Annotated in this window: 5 protein-coding genes; 3 read left to right on the top strand and 2 right to left on the bottom strand. The window is 74.6% G+C overall.

Annotation, left to right across the window (positions count from 1 at the left end):
• Nucleotides 1-172: 172 nt before the first annotated feature.
• Entirely contained in the window at nt 173-1,429 is a 1,257-nt protein-coding gene (locus ACIBZJ_RS41870; protein WP_395939182.1) for a glycosyltransferase, read from the top strand.
• 19 nt (nt 1,430-1,448) lie between these two features.
• Here the strand turns inward: ACIBZJ_RS41870 and rfbB are convergent, their stop codons facing one another.
• On the bottom strand, nt 1,449-2,417 hold the full coding sequence (gene rfbB / locus ACIBZJ_RS41865) for a dTDP-glucose 4,6-dehydratase (protein ID WP_395939181.1): 969 nt from the start codon (nt 2,415-2,417) through the stop codon (nt 1,449-1,451).
• A gap of 124 nt (nt 2,418-2,541) precedes the next feature.
• Here rfbB and ACIBZJ_RS41860 point away from each other — a divergent pair, with 124 nt between their 5' ends.
• Complete coding sequence (locus ACIBZJ_RS41860; RefSeq protein WP_395939180.1) at nt 2,542-3,780, top strand: methyltransferase domain-containing protein; 1,239 nt, start codon at nt 2,542-2,544, stop codon at nt 3,778-3,780.
• Nucleotides 3,781-3,786: 6 nt separating this feature from the next.
• On the top strand, nt 3,787-4,713 hold the full coding sequence (locus tag ACIBZJ_RS41855; protein WP_395939179.1) for an NAD-dependent epimerase/dehydratase family protein: 927 nt from the start codon (nt 3,787-3,789) through the stop codon (nt 4,711-4,713).
• A gap of 54 nt (nt 4,714-4,767) precedes the next feature.
• Here the strand turns inward: ACIBZJ_RS41855 and ACIBZJ_RS41850 are convergent, their stop codons facing one another.
• The gene (locus ACIBZJ_RS41850; protein ID WP_395939178.1) at nt 4,768-11,541 is read right to left on the bottom strand and encodes a type I polyketide synthase; all 6,774 of its coding nucleotides are present in this window, start codon (nt 11,539-11,541) and stop codon (nt 4,768-4,770) included.
• Nucleotides 11,542-11,552 lie beyond the last annotated feature (11 nt).

Genomic DNA, 11,552 nt, shown 5'->3' with positions numbered 1-11,552 from the left:
CGCACCCCGCCTCGGCCACACGCTCGGGCCAGTCTTGGCCGGGCGTCATCAGGAAATCCGTAGACGTTGCGACGTGCACTAGTCGTTTCCGGGCGGTTGGGGGCCGACCCTGATCCGACGCCACGGCACCGTGACCGGCGCGGGTTCCCGCCGCGGCGAACCAGGAGGCGACGTGCGGATCCTGCTCGCGACCATGGGCTCCACCGGCGATCTCCAGCCCTTCCTCGCGCTGGGCAGGCGACTGCTCGACGAAGGCCACGACGTGCGGCTGACCGCGCAGGACGGGCACGCCGGCCGCTGTGCGGAGGTCGGCGTGCCGTTCGAGTCGGCCGGGATCGGCGAGCAGGCCTCCGCCACGCTGACCGAGTTGATGCCCGACGTGCTCGCCGAGCACGATCCGGTGAAGGAACTGTCGCTCGTCACCGCCGCGACCGCCCGGATCCAGGCCGACGCGCTACCGGCCCTGCGCGGACCGGTCCGGGATTCCGATCTGGTGCTGCACTCGCCGCTGGCGATCGGCGCGGCCGTGGCCGCCCGCGCGGAGGGCGTACCGGACGTCAGCGTCACCCACACCTGGCCGCTCGAACCCACCCGCGCCTACGGTCCCTCGAACGTCGACCGCGGCCGGATCCTCAACGGGCTGGCCTGGTGGGTGGCGCGCCGGGTGATCGGGCCCGCGACCGATCCGGCCTTGAACACCGTCGTCACCGGGGGTGGCCTGCCCCGCTGGAAGGACGTCCTGTTCTGGGGCCGGCGTTCCGCGCTGCTCGAGTTGGTGCCGATCAGCCCGGCGGTGCTCCGGCCCGATCCGCACTGGGCCGCGACGACGCTCCTGACCGGCTACTGGTTCCTGGCCGAGCCGGAGTACACGCCGTCGCCGGAGCTCTCCGCCTTCCTGGCGACGGCGCGGCCGCTGGTCATCGGCTTCGGCTCGACGGCCGGCTACGACGTGCCGGTGCTGGCCAGGACCGTGGCCGACGCGGTCCGTGGGCTCGGCTACCCGGTCGTGATCCAGGGGGACTTCCTGGCCGAGACCGGCGTCGATCCCGGCCCCGACGTGTTCCTGGCCGGCCACGTGCCGCACGACTGGTTGTTCGCCCGGGCGGCCGGGGTGGTGCACCACGGCGGCGCCGGCACCACGGCGGCCGCGTTCCGGGCCGGAGTTCCGCAGGCGATCATCAGCCATCAGGGTGACCAGCCGCAGTGGGGCCGCCGGCTCGTCCAGCTCGGCGTCGGGCCCGAACACTGCCCGCACGACCGGCTGGACGCCCGCTGGCTCTCGTCGACACTGCGCACGCTCGCCGAGGACGCCGCGATGGCCGATCGCGCGCGGGCGTTAGGGTCCGTGGTCAGCGCCGAGGACGGCACCGGGGAGGCCGTCCGGGCGTTGGAGAAGGTCCACTCCGGGACGGGCCGCGGAGGGCGCTGAGCACCGGCACCGCCGGTATTCAGCCCTGGGCCCGGGACTCCCACCACTCGCCGTTGTCGCGGTACCAGTCGAACACGCCCAGCAGGCCCTCCCGGAACCCCATCTCCGGTTCGAACCCCAGCTCCTCGCTGATCTTCGTCCGGTCCAGCGAGTACCGCTGGTCCTGCGCGACCCGGTCCGCGACGTAACTCACCCGGTCCCAGCCCGCACCGCCCAGCTCCAGCAGAAGCCTGGTCAGCTCGCGGTTGGTCATCTCCACACCACCGCCGATGTTGTAGATCTCCCCCGGCCGTCCCTTGTCCAGGACGAGCGAGATTCCCCGGCAGTGGTCGTCGACGTGGATCCACTCCCGCACCGCGCTCCCGTCGCCGTGCAGCGTCACGTCCTGGCCGCGGAGCAGCCGGGTGATGAACTTCGGGATGATCTTCTCCGGGTGCTGCCGAGGGCCGTAGTTGTTCGAGCACCGGGTGATCGAGAGATCCAGCCCGAACGACCGGTGCAGCGACCTCGCCATGCAGTCGCTGGCGGCCTTCGACGCCGCGTACGGGTTGTTCGGCTGCATCGGGTAGAGCTCGGTCCACGACCCGTTCTGGATCGACCCGTACACCTCGTCCGTGGAGACGTGCACGACCCGCTCGACGTGGTGCTGCCGGCACTGTTCGAGCAGCCGGTGCGTGCCGACGACGTTGGCCCACAGGAACGGCTCGGCGTCCGCCACCGATCGGTCCACGTGCGACTCGGCGGCGAAGTGCACCAGCGCGTCGTGGCCGGGGACGAGATCGGCGAGCAGTTCCCGATCGCAGATGTCGCCGTGCACGAACGTGAGCCTCGGATCGTCCGCGGGCAGGTTGTCGCGCCCGCCCGCGTAGGTCAGCTTGTCGAGCACGGTCACGTGCGTGTTCTCGTGACTGGGATACATGCCCTGGAGCAGCGAGCGCACGAAGTGGGATCCGATGAATCCCGCACCCCCGGTTACCAACACCCGCATGGCAACTCCTCGCCCACGACGAATAGGTAGCCATTCTGCGTTCGCGAGAGCACATGAATCCCTTAGCTGCGTCGCCGATATGGTCCCGTCGTCCGGCCCGCTCCGTACCGGGAAGAGGTCGTCGATGGACGCACCGGATCGTTGCCTCGTCTGTACGTCGACCGAGCTGGAGCCGGTCGTCTCGCTCACTCCGACGCCGCCGGCCAACGACGTCACCAGCAGCCCGGAAGCCTCCCGCGCGCAGGAGCGCTACCCGCTCGACCTGGTGCGCTGCGCCGGGTGCGGGCTGGTGCAGTTGCGCGACGTCGTCCCCCGGGACCGGTTGTTCGCCGACTACCGGTACGCCACCGGCGCGGCACCGGGGCTGGTCGCGCACTGCCGCGAGCTGGCCGACACGGTGATCGGCCGGCTGGGGCTGGGCGCCGGGGACAGCGTTCTGGAGGTCGGCTCGAACGACGGCACGCAGCTCGGCTTCTTCGCGCAGCGCGGCCTGTGGGTGCTCGGCGTCGATCCGGCCGTCGAGCTGGCCCGGGCGGCCGACCGGTCCGGTGTCCCGACCGTCGGCGCGCCGTTCGGCAAGGACAGCGTCGACGAGGTGCTCTCCCGCATCGGGCCGGTCGACGTCGTGCTCGGCAGCAACGTCGTCGCCCACGTCAGCGACGTCGGCGGCGTGCTCCACGGGATGCGCCAGCTGCTCAAACCGGCCGGCCGGGCCGTGATCGAGGTGGCCCACGTCCTGCCGATGATGCGGCACGGCATGTTCGAGTTCGTCTACCACGAGCACCTGTCGTACTTCTCGCTGCACGTGGTGGCCCGCGCCGCCGAGGCCAGCGGGCTGCGCCTCGTCGACGCCGACCTGATCCCCACCCAGGGCGGCTCGCTGCGCTGCTGGCTGGCCCGCGACGACGATCCGGCCGAAGTGAGCCCCGGCGTGGCGCGGATCCTGCACGCGGAGGTCGAAGCGGGTGAGCGCGACGGCACGCTGGTCTCCGGGTTCTCCGACCGGGTGAAAGGCGTCTCGGCCAGCCTGCACGACGTGCTCGGCGGGCTGACCGCGACCGGCAGGCGGATCTGCGGCTTCGGCGCGTCCGCACGTGCGGTGACGCTGCTGGCCCAGGCCGAGGTCGCCGGCGACATCGACTTCATCGTCGACGACAACCCGCGCAAGGTCGGCTGCTTCACGCCGGCCGACGGCATCCCGATCGTCCCGGTGAGCCGCCTGCGCCCGGAGGACGTCGACTACTGCGTGCTCTTCGCCTGGAACTTCGGCGACACCATCCGGGCCCGCCACCGTGCGTTCACCGCGGGCGGCGGAGCGTTCGTGCTGCCGTTCCCCGACCTGACCGTGGTACGCGGCCGCTGACCCGGCGTGCGCACCCTCGTCACCGGCGGTTCCGGCTACCTGGGGCGGCCGGTCGTCGACGCCCTCCTGGCCGCCGGCCACCACGTCACCGTGGTGAGCCGGCGCGACGCGTCGTGCCGGCCCGGCGTACGGCACCTGCGCGGAGACGTCCGCGACCGGGCTCGCGTGCACGACATCGTCACCGACGGACGCTTCGACGCCGTGTGTCACTTCGCCGCCGCCGTCAAGGGGCGTGATTCGTTCGCCGACCCGCTGACCTATTTCGACGTCAACGTCGCCGGCACGCTCAACCTGCTCCGGGCACTGCGGGACGCGGGCTCGCCGGCCCGGTTCGTGTTCGCCTCCACCGACAAGGTGTACGGGTCGAGCCGGTCCGGCGCCGTCGACGAGACCGTCCCGCCGGCCCCGGAGAGTCCCTACGCCGAGTCGAAGACGAGCGCCGAACAGCTGATCGCCGCGCAGGCGCGGACCGGCGCGATCGGTGCGGTGACGCTGCGCTGCTTCAACCTCGCGGGCACCGCCGGTGGCGTTCCGGACGACGATCCGGATCGGATCATCCCGAACGCGTTCCGCGCCGCGACCGGCGTCCGATCGCACGTCACGCTCAACGGTGACGGCTCCGCGGTCCGCGACTTCGTGCACGTCCTCGACGTCACGGACGCGGTCGTGCTCGCGCTGGACGCGGTCCGTCCGGGCCGGAGCCACACGTACAACATCGGGAGCGGCGTCGCGACGAGCATGGCGGAGATCGTCGCCGCGGTCGAAGAGGTGACCGGGCTCCCGGTGCCGGTGGTCCGCGCACCCGCCCAGCCGGAGCCCCAGGCGCTCATCGCCGACGTCGGACTGGCCCGCGAGCACCTGGGCTGGAGCCCCGGCCGATCCGACCTCACCGCCATGCTCCGCGAGGCCTGGCAGGCCTGGCCCCGGCCCTGACTCCGGCTGCCCGGGCGACCCCGCTGCCACGCGACCCCGCGGGAGCGGCCGGTCTCAGGACAGGCCCAGCTCGTTGTCGAGGAAGTCGAACATTTCGGTGTCGCTGGCCAGCTCCAGGTGATCCGCGGCGGTCCCGCCGTCGCGCCGGGCCGCCCACCGGCCACGCAGCACGTCCAGCTTCGCCGCGACCTGCTCGTGCGTCGCCCCGTCGGACTCCAGCGCCCCGAGCGCCTTCTCGATCGCGGTGAGCTGGTCGAGGAGCTCCTCGACCGGGTCGAGCGGCGCCAGGCCCAGCTGTTCGATGACCCGGCCGGCGAGGTCACCCGGCGTCGGGTAGTCGAAGACCATCGTCGCGGGCAGTCGCAGCCCGGTGGCTCGTCCCAGCCGATTGCGCAGTTCCACCGCGGTCAGCGAGTCGAACCCGAAATCCCGGAAGGCACGGTGCGGCTCGAAGGCCTCCGCTCCGGTGAACCCGAGGACGTCGGCGACCTGGTCACGGATCACGTCGAGCACCACGTCGGTCCGGCCGGCCTCGGTCAGCGGCGCCAATCGGCGGGCGAGCGTGTCCGGCGCGGCCGTGACCGCCGCCGCGCGCCGCCGGGAGTGGCCCAGAGCGCGCAGCACGGGCGGCAGTTCAGCCGCGCCGCCGAGGTCCAGCGCCACCGCGGCCACGACCGCACCGGCCCCGGTACCCAGGGTGCCGGTGCCCAGCGTGCCGGTGCGCAGGGTGCTGGTTCCCAGAGCGCCGGTGACGGCGGCGTCGAAGAGCGCGAGGCCGTCGGCCGGGATGAGCAGGCGTACCCCGGCACGGCGCATCCGGCGCAGCGAGGCCTCGTCGAGATCCTCGGCGAGCCCGTCCTGCTCCCACGGACCGTAGGCGATCGAGACGGCCGGCTGCCCCGCGGCCCGGCGCTGCTCGGCGAGCGCGTCGAGCGCGGCGTTCGCGGCACTGTAGTTGGCCTGACCGGCGTTGCCGAGCACACCGGCGATCGACGAGATCAGCACGAGCGGCGTGTCCCCCACGAGCTCGTGCAGGTGCCAGGCGCCGTCCACCTTCGGCCGGAGCACACGCGCGAGCTCGTCGGTGCCGAGCGTGGCGACCGTGCCGTCGTCGCGCACGCCCGCGGTGTGCACCGCCGCCGACAGCTCGACACCGGCGAGAACGGCGGCCAACGCGTCGCGGTCGGCGCTGTCGCAGGCGACGACGTCCACCTCCGCGCCCTGCCGGGCCAGCTCCTGTCGCAGCGCCGCCGCCCCTGGAGCAGCCGGGCCGCGGCGGCTGGTGAGCAGCAGGCGACGTGCACCGCGCTCCACCAGGTGCCGCGCGAGCCGGGCGCCGAGCCCGCCCGTCCCCCCGGTGATCAGCACGGTGCCGTCCGCCGTCCACGGCCCGGCTCCGGCGTCGCCGCCCGGGGCCGCGACCGGACCAGCCGCGCCGTCCGTTGAGCCGGCCGCACCGTCCGTTGAGCCAGCCGTGCCGTCCGTCGAGATGGCCGCGCCTTCCGGCGCCACGGGTGCGGTGCGGATCAGGCGCGGGACGAGCAGCGTCTCCGCGCGCACGGCGACCTGGGGTTCCCCGGTGGCGAGCACGGCCGCCAGCAGCTCGGCCGGGACCGTCCCGGGGGCGTCGAGCAGGACGATCCGGTCCGGCTGCTCCGCCTGGGCCGCCCGGACCAGCCCCCACACCGCCGCCCCGACGAGATCGGGCGCCGCGTCCGCGGCACCGCTGGTACGGACCGCGCCGCTGGTACGGACGATCAGGCGGGCGTCGTCGAAACGCGGCTCGGTGAGGAAGTTCCGGAGCACCCCGAGGACGTCGCCGGTTCGCGCGTGGACCGCGGCGACCGGATCGTCCGCAGCCGTCCGCACCACGTCGTAGCGGACGACGGGTGGCACCGTGCCGTCCGGGGTCAGGCTCTCGATCGGCACGGCGTCGACGACCGCGCCGGACGGCCGCTCGGCCGCGACCGCGATCCAGTCGAGTCCCAGCAGTGTCGCGGTGTGCGCGGCGGGGCGGGCCGCGAACCCGGCCGGGTCGACCGGACGCAACGCGAGCGCGTCCACGCCCAGCACCGGCGCACCGGCCGGGTCGCAGGCCGCGATCGAGACGGTGTCCGGCCCCTCGAGCCGCACGCGTACGCGGAGCGCCGCGGCGCCACCGGCCGACAGCCGGACCCCGCTCCAGACGAACGGCAGCCGTGCGTCCTCGGCACCCGCCGGGTCTGCCGACGGGTGCAGGGCCGCCAACGGGTGCAGGGCGGCGTCGAGCAGCGCGGGATGGAGTCCGAACGCCGTCGCCTCGGTGGCACGCTCCGGCAGCACGATCTCGGCGAACACCTCGCGGTCGCGCGTCCACGCCGCACGGACGCCGCGGAAGGTCGGCCCGTACCGGAGTCCCCGCGCGGCCAGGTCCGGGTACAGGTCGTCGAGGTCGGCCGGCGCCGCTCCGGGTGGCGGCCACGTCACGGCGTCGAAGTCGTCGGTGCTCTCCACGCCACCGGCGGCCAGCACACCGCTGGCGTGCATCGTCCAGGGCGCGTCGTCCCGGTCGGCGGGCCGGCCGTAGATCCGCAGCACGCGGCGGCCGTCCGCGTCGGCCTCGTCGACGACGACCTGCACGGCCGTGGCCGCCACCGGGTCGAGCACGAGCGGCGCGGTCAGGCCGAGCTCCTCGACCCGGTCGCACCCGACCTCGTCGGCGGCCCGGACGGCCAGGTCCAGCAGGCCGGTGCCGGGGAACACCACCGCGCCGCCGATCACGTGATCGGCGAGCCAGGGGTGGGTGCGGATCGCGAGCCGGCCGGTCAGCAGCACGCCGTCCGAACCGGCGAGCCGCACCGCGGCGCCCAGCACCGGATGTCCGGCGGCGCCGAGCCCGAGGCCGCGGGCGTCACCGAGACGCGGGCTGCTCGGCCAGTACCACTGGTGCTCGAACGCGTAGGTCGGCAGCGTCGTGGCCGGGCCGGGCGACGCGAAGACCCGCGACCAGGCGACGGCCACGCCGTTCACGTGCAGCCGCGCCAGAGCCGTCGTGACGGTGTCCGGCTCGTCGTGGTCCGCGCGCAACGTCGGCACCAGCACCACCTCGGCATCGTCGGACGTCAGGCGCGCCACCAGACCGGAGAGGACGGTGCCGGGACCGGCCTCGACGTACGTGCGCACGCCCAGCGCACGCAGCGTCTCGACGCCGTCGGCGAAGCGCACGGCCCGGCGGACGTGCCGGACCCAGTACTCCGGATCGGCCAGCTCCTCCGGGGTGAGCACCGCACCGGTCACGTTGGACACGATCGGGATGTCGGCCGGGCCGAACGCCAGCCCGCGGACCACCGAGCGGAATTCCTCCAGCATCGGGTCCATCAGCGGTGAGTGGAACGCGTGCGAGACCCGCAACTCCGTCGTCTTCCGGCCGGCCAGTGCCTCGCCCACGCCGGTGACCGCGGCCGCCGCACCGGCCACCACCACCGACGTCGGCCCGTTGACCGCGGCGATCGAGACGTCCGGAGGAAGCAGCGCGGCGACCTCGTCCTCGGTGGCCTCGACGGCGAGCATCGCGCCGCCGGCCGGCAGCGCCTCCATCAGCCGGGCGCGCGCACCGACCAGCCGGCACGCGTCGTCCAGCGAGAGCGCTCCGGCCAGGTGGGCGGCCGCGATCTCCCCGACGGAGTGGCCCAGCAGGACGTCCGGGACGACGCCCCACGAGGCGAGCAGGCGTCCCATCGCCACCTCGACGGCGAACAGCGCGGGCTGGGTGTAGCCGGTCCGGTCCAGCCGCTCACCGCCGGCGGCCAGCACGTCGCGCAGCGGCGGGTCCAGGCGCAGTTCGGGGTGGTCGAGAACGGCGTTCAGAGCGTCGGCGAAGACCGGGTGCGCGGCGGCCAGCGCCGAGCCCATTCCTCCGTGCTGTGCACCCTGGCCGGGGAGCAGCAGCGCGAGTTTCCCGCCGGGCCGGTGCCGTCCGGACACGACGCCGGCCGCCGTGCTTCCCGCCGCCGCGGCGTCCAGACCGGCGAGCAGGTCTTCGGGGCCGCGGGCCAGCACCGCGAGGCGGTGGTCGAACGCGGACCTCGCGGTGGCGAGTGCGGCGGCCAGGTCAGGCACCGGGAGGCCGGGGTTCGCCCGCAGCCACCCGGCCAGCCGGGCCGCCTGCGCACGCAGCCCGCCGTCGGTCTTACCCGCGAGCACGACCGGCACCGCGGTGCCGGCGGTCGTACCGGACGACGTCTCCGGAGCCGCGGGCGGCTCCTCCAGGATCAGGTGGGCGTTCGTGCCGGAGAGCCCGAACGACGACACGGCCGCCCGGCGCGGACGCCCGTTCACAGGCCAGGCCCGTGCTTCGCGGAGCAGTTCGACCGAACCGGCGGCCCAGTCCACGTGCGGCGTCGGCGCGTCCACGTGCAGCGTGCGCGGCAGGACGCCGTGCCGCATCGCCAGCACCAGCTTGATGATTCCGGCGACGCCGGCCGCGGCCTGGGTGTGTCCGAGGTTCGACTTGACCGACCCGAGCCAGAGCGGTGTCTCCCGGTCCTGGCCGTAGGTCGCCAGCAGCGCCTGCGCCTCGATCGGGTCGCCGAGCGTGGTGCCGGTGCCGTGCGCCTCGACGGCGTCCACTTCGGCGGCGGACAGGCCCGCGGACGCCAGCGCGGCCCGGATGACCCGCTGCTGCGAGGGCCCGTTCGGCGCCGTCAGCCCGTTCGAGGCCCCGTCCTGGTTCACCGCCGACCCGCGGAGGACCGCCAGCACCTCGTGTCCGTGACGGCGGGCGTCGGAGTAGCGCTCCAGCACCACCATCGCCACGCCCTCGGACCAGCCCACGCCGTCGGCACCGGCCGCGAACGCCCGGCAGCGTCCGTCGCCCGCCAGCCCGCCCTGCGCACTGAACTCCGCGAACGTGGCCGGGGTCGCCATCACCGTGACGCCACCGGCGAGCGCCAGCGAGCACTCGCCCCCACGCAGCGCCTGGGCGGCCAGGTGCGTGGCGACGAGCGACGACGAGCAGGCGGTGTCGACGCTCACCGCGGGTCCCTCGAGCCCGAGCAGGTAGGACAACCGGCCGGAGAGGATGCTGCCCGAGGTGCCGGTGCCCAGGAAGCTCCGGGCGTCGGCGGGGAACTCGCCGCTGGTCGCGTAGTCGTGGTACATCACGCCGGCGAACACGCCCGTCGCGGAGCCGCGCAGCGTGAGCGGGTCGATGCCGGCGCGCTCGACCGACTCCCAGGCGACCTCCAGCAACTGCCGCTGCTGCGGGTCCATCGCCAGCGCCTCACGCGGCGAGATCCCGAAGAACCCCGCGTCGAAGGCGCCCGCGTCGTGCAAGAACCCGCCCTGCGCGGCGTAGTCGGTGGCGCCCTCCACGTCCCAGCCGCGGTTGGTGGGGAAGGCCGTGATCGCGTCGGTCCCGCTGTCGAGCAACCGCCAGAGGTCCTCCGGCGAGGCGACGTTCCCGGGGTAACGACAGGCCATGCCGACGATGACCACGGGGTCGTCGGCCGGGGCCACCGGCGCGGGCTGCGCCACGTGCGGTGGCGCCGCGCCATCGAGTGCGGCGAGCAAGTGGTCGGTCACGGCGGCCACGTTCGGCGCGTCGAACACCAGCGAGGCCGGCAGCGGCAGACCCGTCTCGGCGGACAGGCGGTTGCGTACCTCGACCGCGGTGAGCGAGTCGAAGCCGAGGTCGGAGAAACCGCGCAGCGGATCGATCAGCTCGGGACGGGCATGGCCGAGCACGCCACCCACCGCACGGCGGACGACGTCCAGCACGGCGTCCCGGCGCCGGGACGACGCCAGCCCCGCCAGCCGCTGGGGGAAGCCACCGGCCGGGCTCCCGGCCGCCCGCCGGGTCCTCCGGCGGACCACGGTGTCCAGAAGGGACGGCAGGTCGTCCCGGTTCCGGAGCGTGGCCAGGTCGAGCCGCACAGGTGCCAGCACCGGCTCGTCCGCGCCGACGAGGGCGTCGAACGTGGCCAGGCCCGTCTCGAGGGCCAACGGGCGGATTCCCTCGCGGCCGAGGCGTTGCTGCTCCGCCTCGCTCAGCCCACCGGCCATACCGACGCCGAGCCACGGGCCCCAGGCGAGCGAGAGCGCAGGCGACCCGGCCGCACGCCGGTGCACGGCGAGCGCGTCGAGGAACGCGTTGGCCGCTGCGTAACCGGCCTGCCCCGCGGTACCGAGCAGCCCGGCGAGCGAGGAGAAGAACACGAGCGGCACGTCGCCGGCCAGCTCGTGCAGGTGCCAGGCCGCGTCGACCTTGGGCCGCAGCACGGCGTCGAGCCGCGTCTCGTCCATCGCCTCGACGACGCCGTCGTCGAGCACCCCGGCCGTGTGCACGACCGCGGTCAGCCGGTGCTCGGCCGGGACGGCATCGAGCACGGCGCGGGTCGCGTCGCGGTCGGCGAGGTCCGCGGCGAGCACGCGGACGTCGGCGCCGCGCTCGGTCAGCTCGTGGACGAGCCGGGCCGCCCCGTCGGCGTCGGCACCACGGCGGCTGACCAGGAGCAGGTGCCGGAAGCCGCGGGCGTCCACCAGGTGGGTGGCGAGCGCGGCACCGAGGGCACCGGTCCCGCCGGTGATCAGCACGGTGCCGGCGGGGTCCCAGCCGGGCGCTTCGGGGCTCGATCCCCGGCCGACCGGGGCGGCGACCAGCCGGGGCGCCCAGAGCTCCCCGGACCTGAGGGCCAGCTGCGGCTCACCGCTGGCCAGTGCACCCGCCACGGCGGCCGGGACGACGTCCGGCTCGGCCGGGGCCACGTCCGGCTCGGCCGGGGCCACGTCCGGCTCGGCCGGGGCCACGTCCGGCTCGGCCGGGGCCACGTCCGGCTCGGCCGGGGCCACGTCCGGCTCGT

The sequence above is a fragment of the Cryptosporangium sp. NPDC051539 genome (genome assembly GCF_044454545.1).
Taxonomy (GTDB): Bacteria; Actinomycetota; Actinomycetes; order Mycobacteriales; family Cryptosporangiaceae; genus Cryptosporangium.
Note: the sequence above shows the minus strand (reverse complement) of the source record. Positions and strands in the feature narration are given on the sequence as shown.